The sequence below is a fragment of the Enterococcus mundtii genome, assembly GCF_002813755.1.
Taxonomy (GTDB): Bacteria; Bacillota; Bacilli; order Lactobacillales; family Enterococcaceae; genus Enterococcus_B; species Enterococcus_B mundtii.
The window spans coordinates 942,179-963,857 of the sequence record NZ_CP018061.1 but is presented as its reverse complement, the minus strand read 5'-3'; the positions used below and the strand labels follow the sequence as shown (position 1 = coordinate 963,857).

Annotated in this window: 17 protein-coding genes; 6 read left to right on the top strand and 11 right to left on the bottom strand. The window is 38.3% G+C overall.

All coding sequences use genetic code 11. From position 1 onward, the window contains the following. Positions 1-228: 228 nt before the first annotated feature. Positions 229-2,667 (bottom strand): hydroxymethylglutaryl-CoA reductase, degradative, encoded by a 2,439-nt coding sequence (locus EM4838_RS04795; RefSeq protein WP_071866335.1) that lies wholly within the window; start codon positions 2,665-2,667, stop codon positions 229-231. A gap of 455 nt (positions 2,668-3,122) precedes the next feature. Between EM4838_RS04795 and EM4838_RS04790 the strand changes: the two genes are divergently transcribed. Then, positions 3,123-4,280 (top strand): hydroxymethylglutaryl-CoA synthase, encoded by a 1,158-nt coding sequence (locus EM4838_RS04790; protein WP_071866334.1) that lies wholly within the window; start codon positions 3,123-3,125, stop codon positions 4,278-4,280. A 30-nt stretch (positions 4,281-4,310) separates the two neighbouring features. Here the strand turns inward: EM4838_RS04790 and EM4838_RS04785 are convergent, their stop codons facing one another. Both EM4838_RS04785 and EM4838_RS04780 read right to left on the bottom strand, forming a co-directional pair. Continuing rightward, the gene (locus tag EM4838_RS04785; protein WP_071866333.1) at positions 4,311-5,033 is read right to left on the bottom strand and encodes a class I SAM-dependent methyltransferase; all 723 of its coding nucleotides are present in this window, start codon (positions 5,031-5,033) and stop codon (positions 4,311-4,313) included. Positions 5,034-5,235: 202 nt separating this feature from the next. After that, positions 5,236-7,902 carry a cation-translocating P-type ATPase gene (locus EM4838_RS04780; protein ID WP_071866332.1) on the bottom strand — a complete coding sequence of 889 codons (2,667 nt, stop codon included), beginning with the start codon at positions 7,900-7,902 and terminating at the stop codon, positions 5,236-5,238. Positions 7,903-8,238: 336 nt separating this feature from the next. On the opposite strand from EM4838_RS04780, the gene cls reads away from it, so the two are divergent. Beyond that, complete coding sequence (gene cls, locus EM4838_RS04775) at positions 8,239-9,690, top strand: cardiolipin synthase (RefSeq protein WP_071866331.1); 1,452 nt, start codon at positions 8,239-8,241, stop codon at positions 9,688-9,690. 183 nt (positions 9,691-9,873) lie between these two features. On the opposite strand, the gene EM4838_RS04770 is transcribed toward cls, so the two are convergent. The 7 genes from EM4838_RS04770 to EM4838_RS04730 form a co-directional block, all read right to left on the bottom strand. Then, positions 9,874-10,413, bottom strand: a complete 540-nt coding sequence (locus EM4838_RS04770; protein WP_130029122.1) for a DUF4352 domain-containing protein — start codon at positions 10,411-10,413, stop codon at positions 9,874-9,876. After that, a complete protein-coding gene (locus EM4838_RS04765) occupies positions 10,400-11,059 on the bottom strand; it encodes an ATP-binding cassette domain-containing protein (RefSeq protein ID WP_071866329.1) in 660 nt (219 codons plus the stop codon). The genes EM4838_RS04770 and EM4838_RS04765 overlap by 14 nt, the downstream gene beginning before the upstream one ends. 1,241 nt (positions 11,060-12,300) lie before the next feature. After that, positions 12,301-12,546, bottom strand: coding sequence for a hypothetical protein (locus EM4838_RS16570; protein WP_071866326.1), 246 nt, complete (start codon positions 12,544-12,546; stop codon positions 12,301-12,303). After that, positions 12,536-13,318 (bottom strand): hypothetical protein, encoded by a 783-nt coding sequence (locus EM4838_RS04745; protein WP_071866325.1) that lies wholly within the window; start codon positions 13,316-13,318, stop codon positions 12,536-12,538. The genes EM4838_RS16570 and EM4838_RS04745 overlap by 11 nt, the downstream gene beginning before the upstream one ends. Before the next feature lie 318 nt (positions 13,319-13,636). Beyond that, on the bottom strand, positions 13,637-14,452 hold the full coding sequence (gene thiD, locus EM4838_RS04740; RefSeq protein WP_071866324.1) for a bifunctional hydroxymethylpyrimidine kinase/phosphomethylpyrimidine kinase: 816 nt from the start codon (positions 14,450-14,452) through the stop codon (positions 13,637-13,639). Between the two features lie 149 nt (positions 14,453-14,601). After that, on the bottom strand, positions 14,602-15,042 hold the full coding sequence (locus tag EM4838_RS04735; RefSeq protein WP_071866323.1) for a universal stress protein: 441 nt from the start codon (positions 15,040-15,042) through the stop codon (positions 14,602-14,604). A gap of 195 nt (positions 15,043-15,237) precedes the next feature. Next, positions 15,238-16,635 carry a glycoside hydrolase family 1 protein gene (locus tag EM4838_RS04730; RefSeq protein WP_071866322.1) on the bottom strand — a complete coding sequence of 466 codons (1,398 nt, stop codon included), beginning with the start codon at positions 16,633-16,635 and terminating at the stop codon, positions 15,238-15,240. A gap of 153 nt (positions 16,636-16,788) precedes the next feature. Here EM4838_RS04730 and celB point away from each other — a divergent pair, with 153 nt between their 5' ends. The 4 genes from celB to EM4838_RS04710 all read left to right on the top strand — a co-directional run bounded on the left by celB (position 16,789) and on the right by EM4838_RS04710 (position 20,938). Next, a complete protein-coding gene (celB, locus tag EM4838_RS04725; protein ID WP_019723475.1) occupies positions 16,789-18,060 on the top strand; it encodes a PTS cellobiose transporter subunit IIC in 1,272 nt (423 codons plus the stop codon). A gap of 303 nt (positions 18,061-18,363) precedes the next feature. Then, positions 18,364-19,086: a GntR family transcriptional regulator gene (locus EM4838_RS04720; protein WP_023519447.1), complete on the top strand. Its 723-nt coding sequence runs from the start codon at positions 18,364-18,366 to the stop codon at positions 19,084-19,086. 251 nt (positions 19,087-19,337) lie between these two features. After that, the gene (locus EM4838_RS04715; protein ID WP_071866321.1) at positions 19,338-20,315 is read left to right on the top strand and encodes a ring-cleaving dioxygenase; all 978 of its coding nucleotides are present in this window, start codon (positions 19,338-19,340) and stop codon (positions 20,313-20,315) included. A gap of 20 nt (positions 20,316-20,335) precedes the next feature. Beyond that, positions 20,336-20,938: an alpha/beta hydrolase gene (locus EM4838_RS04710; protein WP_071866320.1), complete on the top strand. Its 603-nt coding sequence runs from the start codon at positions 20,336-20,338 to the stop codon at positions 20,936-20,938. A gap of 208 nt (positions 20,939-21,146) precedes the next feature. Here the strand turns inward: EM4838_RS04710 and EM4838_RS04705 are convergent, their stop codons facing one another. After that, positions 21,147-21,410 carry a hypothetical protein gene (locus EM4838_RS04705; RefSeq protein ID WP_071866319.1) on the bottom strand — a complete coding sequence of 88 codons (264 nt, stop codon included), beginning with the start codon at positions 21,408-21,410 and terminating at the stop codon, positions 21,147-21,149. Positions 21,411-21,679: the final 269 nt, after the last annotated feature.

The following is a 21,679-nucleotide window of genomic DNA, read 5'->3' as shown; positions in this document are numbered from 1 at the left end:
CTTTAATCTACAAGGTCTGTTACGTTTTATTTAATATTATACAACTTCACAAAAAAATGAAAATAGCCAAAAAGACGTGATAACCATTTATGAAAAAAATAAATTTTAGATTATAGGTCCTTCATACTTAGCATAGGTATTTTTTTATGTGTTTCGAGAGAAACGTTATAATAATGAAAATTATTTGTCACCTTTCCTCAGCTACTACGACTATTTCGCAAATTATTCCTAGTTTTTGCTCTCCTGGATAGCTGCTAAGGCAGCTAGTGCGCTTTGTTGGTTGATCGTTCCTGATTCCCTAAGCTTTGCGGCAACTCTCTCGATTTCGTCCCCTTTGGCACCAACTGTGATTGCCAATGCTCTCGCTTGTAAGGACATATGTCCTTTTTGAATACCGTCACTAACAAGTGCACGCAGTGCCGCAAGGTTTTGTGCTAAACCAACAGCTGCAATCACTTGTGCCAATTCTTGTGCAGAATCAATTGCTAACATATCTAAAGAAGCTTTCGCTTTCGGTAAGACGCGGGAAGCGCCCCCTACTGTCGCAACAGCTAAAGGAACCGTCAATTTCCCTACCAAATGATTTTCCTTGATTTGCCAGTCAGTCAACCCTTGGTAACTACCATTTCGAGCAGCATAGGCATGAATAGCCGCTGCGGCTGCTCGTGTATCATTTCCTGTAGCTAAGATGACCGCTTCGATACCATTCATGATTCCTTTGTTGTGGGTCGTTGCCCGATAAGGATCCAACTTTGCGTATTCACTCGCTTGACGAATCTTTTCAGCAATCAGCTGACCCGTTTCTTTGTCCTTTGCCAATCGCTCAAAAGGAATCATACAAGTCGCGATCGCTAAAGATTCCGTCGCCAGATTACTTAAGATACTGAACAAGATTTCTTCTTCAGGGAACCATTCTTTGATACGAACCGCAACTCCCTCCAAAATCGAGTTGATGATATTCGCACCCATCGCATCTTTGACATCCACTAAAAAATCAAGTGAAAGATAGGCATGCTCGCTCCCCATAAATTCTCGAGTAGAAATTTCTCGAACGCCTCCACCACGCTTGACGATCGAAGGATAACTTTCGTTTGCACAAGTGACCAATTCTGGTTTTCTTGCTTCAATGACTTCTTTGATTTTTCGATAATCACAACGACCGGTCAAGACGATTTGCCCACGCATCAATCGTTGTGGTATCTGAACGCTGATATCGCCACATATTTTTGCGCCATTGCTCGCTGCAGCAATTACTGAAGGTTCTTCCGTTGCCATAGGAATCCATTTTTTTTGACCGTTCACTTGAAAATTCAATGCGACACCTAATGGGATCTCTACTTGGCTGATTTGATTTTCAATCAAATGGTTGGCGATATCTTCTGTTAAAACAGATTCTTTAAAACCTGTTGCTTCTGCTTGAGAAACCACTTTTTCTTGAACTAATCGCTGTCTACGTTGTTCTGGCGTTAGTTCATAAAACTTTTTTTTTTCGTTATCACCAGTTCCTTGCAAATTTGCTTCCAAAAGAACAGCTAATCCGAGGCCGCCACCAATACATAATGAAGCTACGCCGTATCGTTGGTGCTGCCTTCTTAACGCATAGCCTAAAGTAGTCAAGATACGAGCGCCACTAGCACCAATCGGATGGCCTAACGCAATCGCACCACCATAAATATTGACTTTCTCTGATGGGAGATTCAATTCACGATTCACAACGATCGATGACGCAGCAAACGCTTCGTTGATTTCAAATAAATCGATGTCATCCAAGGAAAGCCCAGTTTTCTCCATCAATGTATGAATTGCTTTGATTGGAGCTACCCCCATGATACTTGGATCGATCCCAACTTCAGAGACTCCTTTGATCGTAGCTAAATACGGTAAGTCATGAGCAATCGCATAGTCTTTAGACGCTAAGATCAGTACAGAGGCACCATCGTTCAAAGGTGAAGCATTTCCAGCAGTAACTGTGCCGTCCTCCGCAAAAACCGTCCGTAAGGTGCTTAATTTTTCTAATGTACTATTTCCTCGCACGGCTTCATCTGTTGCAAAAACTTCTTCATTACGTGAAATTGGAATGATTTCTTCCTTGAAGATCCCTGACTCGCTGGCTTTTGCTGCTTTTTCTTGTGAAGCCAATGCATATTGATCTTGCTCTGCCCTCGTCACAGCAAATTGTTTTGCCACATTTTCTGCTGTCAGTCCCATATGAGTGTTGGAAAATGCATCGGTTAATCCATCATTGACCATACTTGAGATTTCTTCGATTTTCTCGTTTTCTGGATCGCTCACTTGGATCATCGGCGCTCTAGTCATACTTTCCACACCACCGGCTATGATCAGATCCGCTTCGCCTAGTTGGATTTGTTGACGCGCAAGGATCACTGATTTCATCCCAGATCCACAGACTTCATTGATTGTCATTGCCGGAACACTAACGGGGATTCCGCTATTGATCGCAATCTGCCGTGCAACATTTTGCCCATTCCCTGCTTGAAGCACATTTCCAAAAATGACTTGATTGATTGCTTCTTTGTTTATCCCTGTTCGTTCAAGGATTTCTGTTGTAATGAATGTTCCCAACTCAACAGCAGAATAACTGCTTAAGCTACCACGATACTTTCCAATCGGTGTTCGTGCAGCATCTATAATAACGACTTCCTTCAAGTTAAGCCACCCGTTGCCAAAGTCTATAAATTTACTCATCCACGTATTATAAAAAACGCGACGGATTTATAGATGTTACAATCTTTTGCGCAAACGGATTCCCTCCTTATTTCTCTTGTATTTGCGAAAAACATCACGCTGTAACCGACGAGACATTCTTCAAAACGTTTGTCTATATCAAATGGATAGAACAATCTGAATGGTTTCGTAAAAATTAAAATACACTTCTTATTAAATTGTATAAAAGATGGACAGTTGATTATTTTCTAACTGTCAAGTATCTCCTACAAAAATATACCATTCTTTACCGGAAATACAAATATAACATACACCTTTTAAAAAAAGCGCTATATTTTTTTACAAATCCTTAAAAATTAGCTTTTTTGTATTTCTTTTAGCGATTTTGTGATACTTTAATAAAGTAAGTTTTTTATCATGAGTAAAGAGGTGTTGAAATGAAAATAGGGATTGATCGTCTTTCCTTTTTTATTCCTAATTTATTTTTAGATATGACTGAATTAGCAAACAGACGTGGAGATGATCCTGCCAAATACCATATCGGGATCGGTCAAGATCAGATGGCTGTCAATCAAGTTTATGAAGACATCGTCACGCTAGGGGCAAATGCAGCGAGTAAAATCGTCACAGAAGAAGATCGTGAGAAAATCGATATGGTCATTGTAGGTACCGAATCAGGCATCGACCAATCAAAGGCAAGTGCTGTGATCATCCATCATTTGTTAAAAGTTCAACCTTTTGCTCGTTCATTCGAAGTAAAAGAAGCTTGTTACGGGGGAACAGCAGCTTTGCATATGGCAAAAGAATATGTCAAAAATCATCCAGATCGTAAAGTCTTAGTGATTGCGAGCGATATCGCCCGCTATGGTTTAGCAAGTGGTGGTGAAGTGACGCAAGGTGTAGGTGCGGTCGCTATGATGATCACACAAAACCCTCGGATTCTGTCTCTTGAAGACCACAGTGTCTTTTTAACAGAAGATATTTATGATTTTTGGCGTCCAAGCTATAGCCAATATCCTGTAGTAGATGGACCATTGTCCAACTCTACCTATATTGAGTCTTTCCAAAAAGTCTGGAATAGATATAAAGAAACAACAGGTCGAACACTTGCAGATTATGACGCACTTACCTTCCATATCCCTTACACAAAAATGGGAAAAAAAGCGTTGCAAAGTGTGATCGAAGAAACAGATGAAGCAACGCAAGAACGTTTGATGGCACGTTATGAAGAAGGCATCACCTATAGTCGACGAATTGGAAATCTATACACTGGTTCACTTTATTTAGGGTTGATTTCTCTGTTAGAAAACTCTCAAGCATTGAAATCGGGTGACCGTATCGGATTATTCAGCTATGGTTCTGGTGCTGTGAGTGAGTTTTTCACTGGGTATTTAGAAGAAGACTATCAAAATTTCTTGTTCAAAGAAGAGAATCAAGCGATGTTAGATAACCGTGAAGCATTGACGGTTGATCAATATGAAGAAATCTTCAATGAAACATTACCTGGACATGGTGAAACAGCTGAATATCATTCAGATCTACCTTATTCGATCTATAAAGTTGAAAATGATATTCGTTTTTACAAAGAAAAATAATCAATGCAAAAAACTGACCTCGATCGTTGACTAATAAATAGTCAATAATCGATAGGTCAGTTTATTTGTACTCCGAATTGTCTCACTGTTTTTAAATAATTCTTGGAGAGCTGACTGGAAACGTGGATCATCTTGCATTTCTTCATAGTAAGCCTGCAAAAATGAAGCCGTGACTTCTTCCTGTGAATCATAAGTGAATTCCTGTCTCTTATAAGGAAGATGTTCCTTTGACAAATACTTCTCAAATTGGTCCATTATAACCGGCGATGTGTGAGGATCAGATACCTCGATTCCTAAACGCCTTTCAAGAGGTACGAAGACATTATCTTCTGAGGCGACTACTCTTAGAATCAAACATGCTTTCGTCGCTTTGCTACGCAATTTTTCCAGTTGTTCACAAGTAACCAAGGCAGGATTTGCCGCTGAAAAAACAAGGTCATAAGTCTTCTCTTCATGTAAAAAATTAGTAAAATCTTGCAAAATGAATTTGCAGTTAATTAGCCCCAGTACTTGTGCTTCATGTTCAGCATACACAAGCATTTCTTCTGAAAAATCAATCAACTCGTATTGTTCTATTTCTTTTGCTAACGGCAGATAACGCCCTGCGCCACCGGCAACATCTGCGAATGATCCAGCTGGTAATAAATCCTCGCTTCTTAGATAAGCAACGACATCCTCTACGATCGTCGTACTGGATTCTTTTTGTGATTCGTAATAGTCTTTCGCAAAGGTATTCCATTCTTCTTTGTCCATTTGGATAATTTTCCTTTCGTTTTCACTTTTCGGAATAAATTTTTTATGAGAGAAACGATGAGCTTTATTTCTTAGTATAAATCAAAATCCACGAAAATCGAAGAAACGATTCTCGTGGATTTCTTTTTGATTCGAAAGGCTTAAAACTATCACATTTTATTGTTATTCGTAAGTGATAGATGAACTATTTTGTCTTTAATGATTATTTGTTTCCTTGTACACGTACCAAAATCATTTTAGTGATTTCCATCAATACAACCGTTACAAGCGCGATTCCAATACAAGTGAAGACTTCAGTCAACCCAAACGCTGCTGGGATCGAGAAGACTTCTTTTAGTCCTGGGATCATCGCAATACAGTAAAGCGCACTACATACAGCAACTGCTAATAGGACACTGCGGTTTGAGAAGAAACCAGCTTGGATCGCTGTTTGGGTATTTGAACGAGCTGGGAATGTTTGCAATGTACGACACCAAATCAACGTTGTGAAGGACATCGCCACGCCAAATTCAGCTGAATGTTGCATTCCTAACCATTGAGCAAAAATAACCGCAATACCGATCAATACGCCACGATATGTTACAGAGATCAATGTTTTGTCCGTAAAGATACCTGAATTTGGATCTCTTGGTGGACGTTTCATTGTCGCTGGCTCTGCTTTTTCAGTTCCTAACGCGATTGCTGGTAATGAGTCGTTAACTAAGTTGATGAACAATAATTGTAAGGCTGTAAATGGATTTGACCAATCTGCAACCAAGGCAAAGATGATCGCGATGATCGCGCCTAAGTTTCCTGAGAACAAGTAAGAGATGGCTTTTTTGATATTATCAAAGACATTACGTCCTACTTCCACTGCGCTAACGATCGATGCGAAATTATCATCTGTCAGAACCATTGCTGCAGCATCTTTGGCTACGTCAGTACCTGTACCCATTGCAATACCAATATCTGCTTGTTTCAAGGCTGGAGCATCATTTACTCCGTCACCCGTCATCGCAGAGATATGACCTTTTGTTTGCCAAGCACGCACGATACGGATTTTATTTTCCGGAGATACACGCGCATAAACCGTTACTTTTTCCAATACTTCATTCAATTGATCTTCTGATAGCTCATCTAATTCTGTACCAGTCAAGGCTTGATCACCTTCAGCAAAAATACCGATTTCTTTTGCAATAGCAACCGCAGTTGTTTTGTGGTCACCAGTGATCATGATCGTTTTGATCCCAGCACTTTTTGCTTCTTTGACTGCTTGAGTTACTTCATCTCTTGGCGGATCGATCATTGCCATGATCCCAACCAAGATTAAATCATCTTCATCATCAAATGATAATTCTAGGCTATTGATTGGACGATAAGCAAAGGCTAATACACGCAATGCGCGTTTTGAGAATGCTTCGTTTTGTTCTTGGAATTTTTTTCTTAACTCATCTGTCATTGGCACGACTTCACCATTTACCAATGCTTTTGTACTGCGACCAAACACGATATCTGGTCCACCTTTGACAAATAAGAATTGTTGATTGTCGATTTCATGTGCTGTTGACATCAATTTTCGATCCGAGTCAAACGGTAATTCTGCTTGTCTTGGATACGTTTGGCGGATCTCGCGATAAGGTTGGTTCATTTTTTCACTGAAGTCAACAAACGCTACTTCTGTTGGATCACCTAGTTTGGAACCATCTTCACTGATTGACGCATCATTTGCCAAGACACTGATCTCAATTAAACGACGCTCATCGACAGACCAGTTTTTTGGATCATTTGAAAAATCACCAGTTGCCCCATTAGCTAAATAATAGTCAACAACAGTCATTTTGTTTTGTGTCAATGTACCAGTTTTATCCGTACAAATGATACTCGTTGAGCCTAACGTTTCTACGGCTGGTAGTTTACGGATGATTGCATGTCGTTTGGCCATTTTATTGGTTCCAAGTGACAAGACGATCGTCACGATCGACTGCAATGCTTCAGGGATCGCTGCTACGGCAACCGCAACTGCAAACATGATGGCACTAACGATATCTGCCGTCATATCTCCTGTTCCGCCACCCATATAGATACGGAATAATTGGATTCCTAAAATCACCAATGATAAGCCTAAAATGGCTAAACTTAACTTCTTACTGAATTTATCTAATCCACGTTGTAATGGTGTCACTTGTTCTGTTGTTGATTCTAATAAACCAGCAACTTCACCGATTTCTGTATTGTTTCCTGTAGCAGTTACTAAGAATTTCCCACGACCGTAAGTAATGATCGTACCACTAAAGACCATGTTCAAGCGATCACCGATCGGCACAGTCTGAGTAATTTCTACTACTTCTTTTTCTGCTGATGTCGACTCACCTGTTAACATTCCTTCGTCAACTTTTAATGAACCAGCTTCTAACAAACGTCCATCTGCCGGTACATAGTCACCTGCATCAAGTAAAACAATATCCCCAACCACTAATTCATTTGCCGGAATCGTCATTTCTTTTCCGTCACGAATCACTTTTGCATCTGGTGCAGAAAGGTTTTTCAATGCTTCAAGTGAACCTTCTGCTTTTTTCGTTTGGATCACACTGATCACTGAGTTCAACATCAACACGGCAAAGATAACGAAAAATTCGATATAGTCACCCATCACCATTTGAATCAATGCAACAACTAATAACACAATTACCATAGCGTCTTTAAAAGTTTCGAGAAACAGTTTCCAAGTTGGCTTCTTCGGTGCTTCCTTCAGTTGGTTCAAGCCGTCTCTTTCTAATTTTTCTTTTGCTTGCGTACTACTCAACCCATCAGGTGAGCTTTGCGTTTGTTGCATCAACGTGTCGATCGATTCTTTGTAGACCGTTGATTGTGCGTGTTCCTTGTTTTCCAAATTTCATCCCCCATTTTAGTTATTGTTTCCGTTATCGCCTGAAAAAAAAGAGACCTAAGACAAATACGGATTTGTCTTAGGTCTCACCATTTCATACAATACCAGAAAACCAATTGGTTAACTTACTGTTGATATTATCACAACAAATGTTGTCGGTTACTCCCCTAAGGAGATATTCAACTGTACTTTTATCCTACATGATTTATTTTTAAATTGCAACAACTTTCGCTTATCCTCTTGATATTTTCAAAAAATTTCCACCTTTGTTTTCTTGTGAATATGCTTCTCTCCTTTCTCATGCTATACTAGTGTTATTATATAAAGGAGGATTCACTCGTGGTAGGAAGTATTATTACTTTTTTATATGTACTGAACGCACTTATTGCTCTTGTAACTATCTTGATCAAACCTCGTGACGTCGCAGCAATCTGGGCATGGTTACTTGTTTTATTTGCTTTACCTGGTTTTGGTTTTATTCTCTACCTTTTCTTTGGTCGTGGCTTGACCGACAAGAAAAAATTCTATCTGCGTCAGAGTGATTTAACCGAACTGGAAAATTTCCAGGATTTCAAGGGAGATACCTTAGAACATTATGATCCCATCATCCAGAATGAAGATCATCAGCATTTCGTTGATTTCTTTTCATCCTTGAATCAAATGCCACTCACGCGAAAAAATGCCGTCACTTTACTAACAGACGGTCAAGAAAAATTAACAGCCGTCCTGAAAGATATCGAAGCAGCTGAGCATTCGATCCATATCGAATATTATGCCTTCGTTACTGACAATATCGGCCAACAAATCTTGAAAGTATTGGAAAAAAAAGCAGCGGAAGGTGTCGAAGTCCGTTTACTCTATGATGCCTTTGGCTCCCACGGCACAAAAACAAAAGATTTTAAAAAGTTAGTCGAAAATGGCGGTCATGTCCACACGTTCATCACTTCGCAACGGGCACTTCTACGCTTTCGTCTAAATTATCATGATCATCGGAAAATCATCGTTGTTGATGGCAAGATCGGATACACAGGTGGTTTCAACATCGCCGATCAATATGTCAACCACACCAAAAAATTTGGCTATTGGCGAGATACGCATATTCGAATTTATGGGGCTGCTGCCTCTTTATTACAGCTTCGCTTTTTGATGGATTGGAATGTCTCTGTTCCAGATCAAAAAAAAGTCGGCTATCATTTAGATTATTTCTTTAAAGCAGAGAAAGAAGATCAGGATCAACTATACCAAACATCGATTCAACTTGTGTCTAGCGGACCGAACAATGAACGGGAACAGATAAAGTTATCCTTTATCAAGCTGATCAGTTCAGCAAAAAAACGTGTATGGATCCAAACACCTTATTTAGTGCCTGATGAAAGTGTGATTGCCGCGTTAAAAATCGCTGCCGCTTCTGGCGTAGAGGTGAAAATCATGATCCCTAACAAACCAGATCATCCTTTCATCTACCGAGCAACTCAGTACTACGCTCGCCAATTGATCAAAGAAAATGTACAGATCTTAGTTTATGAAAATGGCTTTTTACATGCGAAAACATTGATCATGGACGACGAAATCTGCATAGTCGGATCAGCTAACCAAGATATTCGTAGCTATCGTTTGAATTTTGAAAGTAGTGCAATCATTTATGATCCAGCTTTCTTGCAACAACTAGCCGACCAATTTGTACTCGATGAACAAGCAAGCAAACCGATGACTACTGAAACAGTCAAAGAAATGTCTAATTGGTTGCTGTTCAAACAACAAATCTCCAGACTATTCTCACCGATTTTGTAACCTATTTTTCCTTCAATAATCAACAGTTGTAATGACAACCTTATTTCATTGATAGGATATTTCAAGAAAGAAACTCCCTTAGCAGATTTCTCAAAGTCTGCTAAGGGAGTTTCTTTTGTTGAGCTGTCTTTACAGTATTAAGAAAAAAAGAGACCCTTCAAAATTTCCATTGAATTGGAACGATTATAGCTGGATAGCTACACCCTTATAGACTCCTTTATCGTAACTAGCATGATAATTCGCTTGATCAAATCGAAGTAAAGCTTGAGTTGTTAACACAAATTGAAAGGATTCTTCTACTTTTTCTGCATCGACCGTGTAGACATATGTAAGCGTCGTTTGCTGTTGAGGATCTAGTACCTGTTGCGGAAAGTCAACATCACCTGTATTGTAATAGTTGTACCCACTAAATAACCGACTTTCTTTCAAAATTGCCAAATCCTGGGCATCCGGCGATATATTTTTAACGTTTACTGTAACTGTCACAGGCATAAACTCATATTGGTCCATCGGGTTCCCACCATCATAATGATAGGACTTTTCTTTAGAATAGTTTAAAACAGTGAGTTCTAAATCATTTAAAGAGACTACGTCGTTCAAATGGTAAGTGGTAATTGCAAATGATTTGGGTACTCCACGATTGATTTCGATAATACGAGCAACTGCGACTGCTAAGATTATTGAACCGCCCAGACAAAAAAAGAAAATTTTACTTTTTCTCATCATTCGATACCTCAATTCTTGAAAAACTTCCACGATCAACTTGATAAAATTTGGTGCAAACTCTTTGCAAATCTTCGTTTCGATGACTAGTCAGCAAGACTAGCTTATTTCTTAACTTCAATTCTTCAATAATCTCGATCAACAATTCAATTCCTTGATTATCCAACCCATTAAAAGGCTCATCTAAAATGATCATCGTCGGATCACCCATCAACGCTTGCGCAATTCCTAAACGCTGTTTCATCCCTAAAGAATAGTTGGTAACCTTAACTTTCTGTTTATCCAATAAACCTACGAGTGTTAATAGTTCAACAATCTCATCTTTTTTGACATTATCGGTCAATAACGACAAGCTATATAAATTGTCAAAACCTGTCATCGAACCAATAAATCCAGGATTTTCAATCAACATTCCTGTATGAGAAGGAAAGTCTACTTCTTTGCCGATTGTTTCTTCCCCTACCTTGATCTTTCCTTTTGAAAGACGAATAAAGCCACAAATTGCTTTAAAAAGCATTGTTTTACCCGAACCATTTTGACCGATGAAACCTACAACGTCACCAAGCTCAGCTGAAATCGTTGCCTCATTAAGGATTCGTTGTTTTTTTCTTTCAACGGTTACTTCTTTTATTTCTAAAAATGCCATGGAAACCCTCCTAAAATATGTGCCTACGAATGAAAAATAAAATACCAACCAAATAACCTAACAATAATCCCAACTGTATTCCTAAAACCACGAATAATGTAGGATGAGTCAAATAGAAATGAATATCATTAGTTAGAATCAATGAATATTTATAAGGCATAAACTTAAAATTGACTAGACTTGCAACAACCAGCATGCCCATGCAGAGCAATAACGAGAAGATACCGTTTGAATAAATAAAATAAATGAATACGGCTAAAAAATTAAGCAAGATTAGCGTCGAAAATAAAAGAAAGCTATAGTGTATAACAGCCAACGACCAAAAATCAGCGGAATAAAAAATTAAAAAAAGTACGCTGAAAAAAATGAGAAGATAGGCAAAACAATCCACTATGATCGTAAGAAAAATTGAAATTGCCAATTTACGTCTACTTTTGATCCGGATCAATAAAAAAATACTTTGTGTTTCCAATAATTCAATGATCGGGAAAAAAATAAATAGCAATGAGAACAGATGAAACAAAAGCCAAAGATAGGGAAGTAAATAGTCTGTATAGTTATGAATAGGATAAGGACCTTGAAACAAGAAAGTAAGGATACTTTCTCCATCAAAAATGATCCTAGGATACATATACTTAATCGCTAAAAGGTAACCTATCAAAAACACCCCAGTAGAGATCCACCATTTTTTCCCATAGGTAAAGGTAAAACTGATCATCCGTCTAGTGACTATCATGATCGAGGTAAGCACCATTGGTTGGACCTCCTTAGTAGAGTGACTGTATATTTTGCTGCAAAAAGCAAAAGGTTCAGAGAAATCAACAAACCAAGCCAAGCGATAAATGTACCTTGAGCCATTATTTGTTGTCTATTAACGATAAACACGAGATTAAAAGCTGGAAATGAGTCAACTAAGTTTATAATAAATACTGTCATAACCATTAATACAACGACTAAATAATTTCTAATTACTCTATTTAATAAGAGAAAAAGATGTCCTATAAATAGAAATTGTAAGTACTTGATGGCTGCGATCTTACCAACATTCAATAAAGTTAGCTCTGCCTCCACCAATTCTCCCTTAACGAGAGCGTACATGATGAGGTAGGCGAAAATAAATCCCAGGAAAACGAAAATTATGTAGAGGATCAGACTCAAAACCATGATTAGATCCTTACTCACCAATAGTTTCAACTTTGTTTTAACATGTAATAAGTAAAAATTTTCTTCTGTTTTTTTATCTAAGCTATGGATAAAAACAGCCATATCATCAAATAAATAGAACTGATAAATCCATTTATTCCTCCATTTAAAATACCGTATGGTCCATAAAGCAGTAAATCTAACTCGTCGTATTGTTGTCCCATCTGATTATACTGATAAACTAAATTACCCAAACTGAAGATCATCCCTATGAAAAAACATCCCCAGATTTTCTTATGTGAAGCAAGCGACAAATAATAGCAAATGGTTTGCTTAAATCTCATTCTTCTTCACCCCATAGATCACCGTCATGACTGCAAATAGCAGTATAGTTACAACAAACAAAACACCTGTCAACTGAAGATTTTCTGTACCAATAAATTGATCACTCAAACTATATTTTGCAGCACGCAACACACTGATCAACATATCGCTGACTAACACAAAAAACATTGGAATCAAGATAGCAAGGTAACGATTATGTGTTAAATAAGCGCAAATACTAGCAAATAAAGAGAGACAGCCACCATACAAAAAGAGAAAGGCACTTCGCACTAACAAATAGATGCCTGGATGGTCATAATACAAATGGGGCATGAATTCATCAGAAGGGACCAAAAACATACTATAAAATCGATGCAAAGGCGTCACAGGAATAAAAAACAGGAGGCTAATAAAATTAACAAGGACAGGAATAACCACTAAGCACCCACCAATGAGAAAAGCCAACAAAAAATGATTGATCAAATACTTTTTTAACGTGATGTGAGACACCATCGATTTCATATAACCACTCTGGCGATCTTCCGCTAAAATATCCCCGATCGGAATCGTTGCAAGCAATGAAAAAGAAAACTTAAACGTTATTAAAGTTACTGCCGGAATAACAAGCATATGTAATGAATAAAGACTGGTCGGTTCGTCATACCCTCCCTTCCATGGGTATTGCCCAATGATACCATATGTAAACAAGCAAGATAAACCTAGAACTACCATAAAAGCTAACATATAAATAAATTGACGTCTTCTTAGTACACGATATAGAATTGCTCTCATAAACCTTCTCCTACTAAAAATTATTTTTTGTTTGCGCTCTCTAAAAACCAAGACTTACTAACCACGTAGCATATAATAACACAAAAAAATTAACAAAGGATGTAATAAAGATGAAAAACGGGTTATTTTATGAGGCTATTTTGTTAGAGGTGAGTTAGTTAGAGTCCAGACAGTGTTTAACTATTTTTCAAAAAACAGCTACTTATTTTTCTAAAGTTATCTACTTAATCAACAAACTCCCCTGAGAACTACCAGAATCCATTAGGATGCACTAGTAGCTATCAGGGGAGTGCTGTTTAAAATCATTTTTGCTATCAGTTAGTCGATCGTACTTGCCGCCCAATGATTGATTGGGCCATATTTATGTCCAATAAAAAGTTCTTCTTTGATTGCTTGATTGACATATTGTTTCGCAATACGGATGGCTGCTTCCACCGTTTCTCCTTTTGCTAATTCAGCAGCAATACACGCAGATAAAGAATCACCTGTTCCATTGATGCGATCTGTTGCATAAAATGGTGCTTCTAACCAAAATGTTTTTCCTGAAGCTAAACGAACATAATCCCTCACTGTTTGTTGATTGGAATCACTAGTATGATGTCCTTTGATCAAAACATTTTTGGGTCCCAGCTCTTGGAGGATCTTAGCCGCTTTTTCATAGTCTTCTTCTGCTCTCAATTTGAGACCAGTTAGTTTTTCGGCTTCATAAAAATTAGGGGTCACTACTTCTGCCAATGGCAGTAATGCTGTTTTTAATGTAGTCAATGCTTCTTCTTCCAATAATTGATTGCCATGTTTCGTCATGATCACTGGATCAACGACCAAGGGACCGAAATCATACCTTTGAATATTTTTGACCACGGTATTGATCAATGTCGCATCTGCTAGCATCCCAGTCTTTGCTGCTTTGACTTGGTAATCATCTGCAAGCAGTTCAAATTCTTTATCGATAAAATCCGTAGGTAAAGGAACACTTGCACCGATTCCATAAGAATTTCCAGCGACACAAGCAGTCAAAACAGATACCCCATAGACCTTTCTTGTAAAAAACGTATGCAAGTCTGCTTGCATCCCTGCACTTCCATCGCTATCTGATCCAGCGATCGTCATTACTTGGACATATTGTTGTTCCATTTCATCCATCTCCTATTTGAAATACGTTTGTCTTGTTTATCCTACCGCATTTTCTGCTGAAAAACAAAAAAGGATGCGCAATGAATCATGCAGCATCCTTAAAAACGGATAAATCACATGTTAAAAATAAATAGTTCGAACACCATCTTCTATTTTACTACTAACACATTGCATTTCGCGTGATTTACCACATAAGAAGTCGTTGAACCAACCAATGCACGTTCAACGGCGTTTAACCCAGTTGACCCCATAACGATCAAGTCAATTGGCTCTTCTGACTCGTTGAAGTTTGCGATCAATGTTTTGGGATAACCGTATAACACATATGTTTTAATATCCGTCAAACCTTTTTCGATCGCTAGATTTTGATGTTCCTTCATTTGTTTGTCTGCCACTTCATCTAACTCTTCTTGTAAACTTGTTGTGACAAAAGCAAAGTCACCAAAATAATTTCCTGACACCTCATTTACATACAAGATGTGTAACTTTGCTTGATTTCTTTTTGCTGTTGCGATTGCTTCAATAAATGCTTTTTCTGATTTTTCTGAACCGTCGATTGCTACTAAAATATTTTTATACGTATCTACCATTGAAACCGCCTCCTTCTTTTCTTTTAGTGTAGCACGATTAGAAACGAAGAACAATTCTTATGGATATGATTCAAAAGCCCATGGTTCCAACAGAAAAAACAAGGCAGAAAATCTAATTTTTAGATTCACCGCCTTATTTCAAAATAATTTATCCCATTCATTTAGTTATAAAACACTCGTTTTTTAAGCTGTTAGTTAAGCATCAAAACCATTATTTGTTGCTACTTCTTTAAACCAGTGACCTGATTTTTTGATCGTCCGTTTCCCATCTTGGTCTAGATCGACTGCGATAAAGCCATAACGGTTTTTATACGCATTTGTCCATGACCAGTTATCCATACATGTCCACATATGATACCCTAAACAATTTGTTCCTTCTTGAATGGCTTGATGCACATATTTCAAATGATCTGTCACAAACTCGATACGATAATCATCTTCGATCATGCCTTGTTCATTCACGTAGCGCTCTTCCCCTTCGACACCCATGCCATTTTCAGAGATAAAGCATTTGATATTGCCATAATTTTCTCTCGTATTCGTCAAGATATCATAGATACCTTTCTCATAAATTTCCCAACCACGATAAGGATTCATTTTTTTATTCGGCATATCGTAGTTATCGAAATAATCATCTGGTAACGGCGCACGATCTTTGTCGATCGGTGTTTCTTTCGCTTTGATCCGTCGGGGTTGATAGTAATTGATTCCTAATAGATCCACTTTATTTTCTTGGATGATCGTCAAATCGCCTTCTTCCATTACAGGCATGATATCCAATTCTTTGACGATATCGATCAACTCTTGTGGAAATTCACCTTTTACTGCTGGATCAAGGAATGAGCGATTGAAAAAGGCGTCCGCAATCGCCGCAGCTTTCACATCCTCCGCATTATTTTCGTCACGTGGGTAACTTGGAGTCAAATTCAGGATAATACCGATCTCCCCATCTTGTCCTGTTTCATGGTAGATCTGAATCGCCTTCGCACTTGCTAAGTTTTCGTGGAAACCCACTTGAACTGCTTCTTTGAAGTTCACATGATTTGGATAGTGGAACTGATAAAGATAGCCACCTTCTACAGGGACGATTGGCTCATTGTGCGTAAACCATTTCTTCACAAGATCGCCGAATAACTCAAAACATGTTTTGGCATACTCAGCATAAGCATCAACAGTCTCTCTCGCTAACCAGCCACCTTTTTCTTGTAAAGGCATCGGCATATCAAAATGGAAGAGATTGACGAAGGGTTCAATACCATTTTCAATCAGTTCTTCAAAATACGTACGATAGAAAGTGACTGCTTGCTCATTTACTTTCCCTGTACCATTAGGAAGCAAACGACTCCACTGGATCGATGTTCGGAACGTATTATGTCCAGTAGCTTTCATCAATGCGACATCCTCTTTATACTTCGTGTAGACTTGAGAAGTCTTGCTTGGTCCTACTTGATTGAAAAACTTCTCAGGCTCCAAGTCGTACCAATGATCCCAAATATTTTCTCCTTTTCCATCTCCTGCTACACGTCCTTCTGTTTGTGGTCCACTAGCAGCTGAACCCCACCAAAAATTTTCTGGAAATACATAATTTGTCATGTTTAGTCCCTCGCTTATTTTTCTTTTGATAACGTAATCATACCAAACCTTAAAAATAAATCAATACTTTTTAAATAAATGACTAGACATTTATCTAAATTGAAGTTATACTCATTTTGTAATCGATTGCAAATTATAATAGAGGTGAATAAAATGAACGGTTTTATGGATAAACTTGCTCAGAAAATCATGCCTTTAGCGAACCTACTAGGGCAAAATCGTTACTTGACAGTGTTACGGGATGCATTTATGTTGTCGTTTCCTTTAACAATGTTCGGATCGATTGTTGTCGTTTTCAATAACTTACCTTTCTTTAGTGATGCGACTAAAGGAACGTTGTCTAGCTTATTTGGAAATGGACAAAATGCAACAATGAGTATCATGTCTGTCTTTGTTACATTTGGTATTGGCTATTATTTATCTAAATCATATGATGTAGAAGGTATTTTTGGAGGTGCTGTCTCATTTGCCAGCTTCTTGATCTTAACACCTTTCGTCATGACAACTGTCGGTGGCGAAGAAGTATCAGGTGTGTTGACTCTTGATCGCTTAGGTGCAAAAGGAATGTTCATCGGGATGATCGCAGCTTTCATCGCAGGTGAAATCTACTGCCGAATCACTAAACGTGGTTGGCAGATCAAAATGCCTGCAAGCGTGCCACCCGCTGTGACAAAATCATTTGCGGCGTTGATCCCAGCAGTTGTTACTTTGACCGTTTTCTTGATCATCAATGCTGTAATGACTGGTGTCTTCCACGCAAACTTGCATGATGTGGTTTACGAAGTTATCCAAAAACCATTGACTGGTTTAGGAAGTAGTTTACCTGCAACTTTAATTGCCTTGTTCTTTGTACAATTCTTATGGTTCTTTGGTCTTCATGGTCAAATCATTGTCAATTCTGTGATGGACCCGATTTGGAACACCTTAATGCTTGATAACTTAGAAGCTTACCAAAATGGTCAAGAATTGCCACACATCATCACAAAACCATTTATGGAAACATTCACTGTCGGAATCGGTGGATCAGGTATGACTTTAGCAGTTGTACTATTGATGGCCTTTGTTTTGAAGAAAAAACAATATCGTGATGTCGGTCGTTTAGCTCTTGCACCAGGAATCTTCAACGTGAATGAGCCAGCAATTTTTGGTTTACCGATCGTATTGAACGCAACCATTTTGATTCCTTGGGTTGTCGCACCATTAGTCGTAACAACGTTCAACTACCTTGTAATGGCAGCAGGTATCGTACCAGCGCCAACTGGTGTCTCCGTTCCATGGACAGTGCCAATCATCGCGAGTGGTGTCTTAGCCACAAACTCATGGTTAGGTGGCTTACTCCAAGTGATCGATTTTGTGATCGTTGCAGTTATCTGGTATCCGTTCTTGATGATCTTGGATAAACAACCTGATATGGATGTTGTTTGATCCTATACTAAAGGAATGTAGTATTTGAAGTTGAAATAAACATATTCACGAACAATAATCAAAGAAGCATCCACGAAAATTTGCTCGTTGCATTTTCATGGGTGCTTCTTTAAGTTTTGAAACATACATAAATTGGTATTTTATTGATCGCAATGAGCAACTGTCCTCTATAAAACATCAGTCAGCTATTTCCCGTACCAAAATTAAAAAGTAAATTCTCTGATAAAGCTATCCGCGCTTCTCATGCTTTTATTGGTTGTCGGCGCTATGATCTTTCGTTATACTCAAAGTGAGGTGAAAAACGTGCCAAAATATGAAGAAATCGCAAATGTCCTAAGAGATCGAATTCGTTCAAAAAAATATCCACCAAATAGTTTTTTACCAAATCAGGTGGATCTAGTCGAAGAATTCAACGCTAGTCGAATGACGATCAAAAAAGCCATCAACATCTTAGCCATGGAAGGACTCGTTTATTCTCAAAGAGGGTCTGGAACTAAGATTTTAAGCCATCCTTATTTAAACAAAGATACTTCTCCAGCTAATGAATACGAAGGATTAAGTTTACAAATGAAACGCCGACAACGCTCGCTGACAAGTCAGATCATTCAATTCGATGTTGAGTTTCCTAATGCTTTTATTCAAGAACGCTTGATGATCGATGCGGAACAGCCTGTGTATAATATTCATCGCCTACGTATCTTAGATGATGAACCGTATATTCTAGAACATACTTTTATGCCAGTTCAACTTGTTCCAGGTTTAAAGAAAGAGCATCTCCTATCATCGATCTATGATTATTTGCACAAAGAACTCAATGTCCATTTTGCCGGAGCCTATCGCGCGATCTCAGCAGATAAAAGCTCTGCATTTGATCAACAATATTTGAATTGTGCAGAGACCGATCCAGTTCTTGAAGTCCAGCAAGTAGTCTATCTAAAAGATGGTCAACCCATCGAGTATTCCTCAAGCCGCAATCGCTTTGATGTCCGTAACTATTCACTGTTGGATGTCCGTGGAAATCAATAAGCATTCTGACTTTTCCTATCGTCATTCCATCTAAGCAACGTCTACGATCTTACTATCGTGAGCGTTGCTTTTTTATATCGTCTTAGCTGACTACACCTCTTCCTCTCATTAAATCGAGCGAACAATATTCCAGAAGCAACCTCTCTTTCAACTAGCAAGACATATTTATTGCAAAATTTTTGGTGACGCCCTATACTAACTTTAACAACATTTACTTACTTTTTGTAAGTTAAAAGAAAAGAGGATAAATTATGGATACAACAATCAGAGGCGTCCACCATGTGACAGCAATGACATCTAGCGCAGCAAAAATCTATCGCTTCTTTACAGACATTTTAGGCATGCGTTTGATCAAAAAGACAGTGAATCAAGATGATATTGAAACTTACCACTTATATTTCACCGACGAACATGGCTCTGCCGGTACAGATATGACTTTTTTTGATTTTCCTAATCAGCCAAAAGGAACGAAAGGAACGGATACGATCGCTCGCACCTCTTTTCGTGTTCCTTCCGATACAGCATTAGACTATTGGTTGGCTCGCTTTGAAAAATACCAAATCACTCATTCTGAGATCAAAGAACGTTTTGGTAAGAAATATCTTGAATTTGAAGATTTCGATGAACAAGCGTATCAATTGATTTCGGATGAAAAAAATAGCGGCGTTCCTGCGGGTATTCCATGGAAAAACAGTAGTATCCCTACAGACATGGCAATCACTGGACTTGGTCCGGTCATCGTACGTGTGAGTGATCTTGAGCCGATCCGAACAGTATTGCTGGCCTTACTCGGTTTCAAAGAAATCGAACAAGTGGATGATTTTTATTTATTTGAAGTCGGTGCTGGTGGAAACGGCGCTAGTATCATCGTGGAACATCGTGCCGATCTACCCAAAGCCATCGAAGGTTACGGGAATGTTCATCATCTTGCTTTACGTGTAGCTGATCATGAAGCACTACAGTTTTGGATCAACAAAATCAACCAAACGTCCCTGCCTAGCTCTGGATTTGTTGATCGCTTTTACTTTGAATCTGAGTACTTCTTAGCTTCTACTCATGTCTTATTTGAATTAGCCACTGATGGTCCTGGATTCTTTGGAGATGAACCCGCTGAAACAGCTGGAGAGATCCTGGCTTTGCCTCCATTATTGGAAGGAAAAAGAAAAGAAATCGAAGCGTATGTTCGACCATTTGACACTCGCGATGCGAACCAAAAACGGGTAGATTAACGACGACAGGAGTGAGTCATTTGAAGTATCTTTATAGACAAGGAAAAGCAACACAAAAAAAATTGATTTTACTTCATGGAACTGGTGGCGATGAGCACTCACTTTTGGAAATTGCAGAGTTTCTTGCACCTGAAAGTACGCTTTTATCCTTTAGAGGGAATATCAATGAACAAGGCTTGAATCGTTTTTTCAAAAGAAATGGCTTGAACCAATTCGATTATGAAAGTTTAGCTGAAGAATCCACAAATCTGTATAATGAAATCAAGGATATCAGTCGCTCACAGGATATCCCATTAACTGATTGGATCGTTGTCGGATTTTCAAATGGGGCAAATATTGCCGCTCATATCATGTTGGATCAACAGACAGAACTAAAAAAAGGACTATTTTTTCACCCGATGTCCTTAAATGAGTACCAAGAAAAATCAGAACTTCCTGACACTTCTGTCTGGTTATCTTTTGGCGAAGGAGATCCAATCGTTTCTAATACTTCATTTAGCCAATTAGTTCGCGCATTTGATTTACGAGGCGCCAAAGTAACAACACAAGTCACCAATCAAGGACATCAATTGACAATGGATGAGTTGACCCATGCCAAGCAATGGCTTGATACTTTAGACTAATGCATAGCGTGTTTTTTGAAACGAAATCCATCATCCAACATCGAAAAAGAACTTGGGAAAACAAATCGTTTTTCTCAAGTTCTTTTTTACATTTTAACTTCACTTGTTGGACAAGGTAGCTTGCAGTTCGGATAAACCAATTATAAAAATAAACACAGAGTGAACAGCCCGCCAAACTAACACTTATTATTCTCATGATAACACTGACTTATTCAAACACTTTCAATTCTTTTTCTTGTTCATCGAATACTTCTATTACCTTTTTGGCAAATCCTCCTTTTAAAGAATTTTCTAACTGATCACGACTACTAGAAAATGAATTTTCCGCTTCCTTTACCGCATCCTTATGGGTTTTATCCGTCGTTTTCTTTTCTGCCGCTAATTTTCCCTGCATAGCAATTCCCACAGTTTGAACATTCCATCGCTCTAAAGTTTTTCTTAATTCATTTAACAAATCTTCTAATTCATCCATAACTTCCCGTTGCCAAAACTCTATAATTAGTTCCTCAAGATAAAGTTACCTAGCATCTAATTTATAGAGATTATATATTTTGACAAACTAGTTTCCTCCTTATCTACCTCTTATTTTTGAGAGATTTTTCGCTATAACCAACGAAAGCGCTCCTCAATCATTCTTAAATTCCTCTTCTGATTGATACATTTTTATAGACTAATCTATATGAGAAAATTGCCAAATATAGAAAATTCGAATTTCAAAACTCCACTTTCATTGAGTAAAGC

Bases quoted from the DNA above. Each gene is read 5' to 3' on its own strand.
- EM4838_RS04790 (WP_071866334.1), top strand. From the start codon at position 3,123: ATGAAAATAGGGATTGATCGTCTTTCCTTTTTTATTCCTAATTTATTT.
- EM4838_RS04785 (WP_071866333.1), bottom strand. From the start codon at position 5,033: ATGGACAAAGAAGAATGGAATACCTTTGCGAAAGACTATTACGAATCA.
- EM4838_RS04770 (WP_130029122.1), bottom strand. From the start codon at position 10,413: ATGAGAAAAAGTAAAATTTTCTTTTTTTGTCTGGGCGGTTCAATAATC.
- EM4838_RS04765 (WP_071866329.1), bottom strand. From the start codon at position 11,059: ATGGCATTTTTAGAAATAAAAGAAGTAACCGTTGAAAGAAAAAAACAA.
- EM4838_RS16570 (WP_071866326.1), bottom strand. From the start codon at position 12,546: ATGAGATTTAAGCAAACCATTTGCTATTATTTGTCGCTTGCTTCACAT.
- EM4838_RS04745 (WP_071866325.1), bottom strand. From the start codon at position 13,318: ATGAGAGCAATTCTATATCGTGTACTAAGAAGACGTCAATTTATTTAT.
- thiD (WP_071866324.1), bottom strand. From the start codon at position 14,452: ATGGAACAACAATATGTCCAAGTAATGACGATCGCTGGATCAGATAGC.
- EM4838_RS04735 (WP_071866323.1), bottom strand. From the start codon at position 15,042: ATGGTAGATACGTATAAAAATATTTTAGTAGCAATCGACGGTTCAGAA.
- EM4838_RS04730 (WP_071866322.1), bottom strand. From the start codon at position 16,635: ATGACAAATTATGTATTTCCAGAAAATTTTTGGTGGGGTTCAGCTGCT.
- celB (WP_019723475.1), top strand. From the start codon at position 16,789: ATGAACGGTTTTATGGATAAACTTGCTCAGAAAATCATGCCTTTAGCG.
- EM4838_RS04715 (WP_071866321.1), top strand. From the start codon at position 19,338: ATGGATACAACAATCAGAGGCGTCCACCATGTGACAGCAATGACATCT.
- EM4838_RS04705 (WP_071866319.1), bottom strand. From the start codon at position 21,410: ATGGATGAATTAGAAGATTTGTTAAATGAATTAAGAAAAACTTTAGAG.